This is a genomic window from Alteromonas sp. PRIM-21 (assembly GCF_027563165.1).
GTDB classification, from domain to species: domain Bacteria; phylum Pseudomonadota; class Gammaproteobacteria; order Enterobacterales; family Alteromonadaceae; genus Alteromonas; species Alteromonas macleodii_A.
The window spans coordinates 1-309 of sequence record NZ_JADOEK010000050.1 but is presented as its reverse complement, the minus strand read 5'-3'; the positions used below and the strand labels follow the sequence as shown (position 1 = coordinate 309).

Annotated in this window: 1 rRNA gene; it reads left to right on the top strand. The window is 48.2% G+C overall.

Annotation, left to right across the window (positions count from 1 at the left end):
* The first annotated feature begins 172 nt into the window (after window positions 1–172).
* Window positions 173–304, top strand: a 5S ribosomal RNA gene (gene rrf, locus IW644_RS19980).
* Window positions 305–309 lie beyond the last annotated feature (5 nt).

Genomic DNA, 309 nt, shown 5'->3' with positions numbered 1-309 from the left:
TTCCCCATGTGAGAGTAGGACACTGCCAGGTCCCATTAAGAAAAACCCGCCTAACGGCGGGTTTTTTGCTTTATATAGAAGCCACTACATTTCTATGTATACGTGCGAACAGAATTTAGTGAAGTTGATAAGTATCAGCTTTACGCAGTAAACGTTACTGCAACCAGTTTTTCCTGGCAGCCATAGCGATACGGTACCACCTGACCGACATGTCGGCCCAGACCATCCCGAACTCAGAAGTGAAACGTATTAGCGCCGATGGTAGTGTGGGGTTTCCCCATGTGAGAGTAGGACACTGCCAGGTCCCAT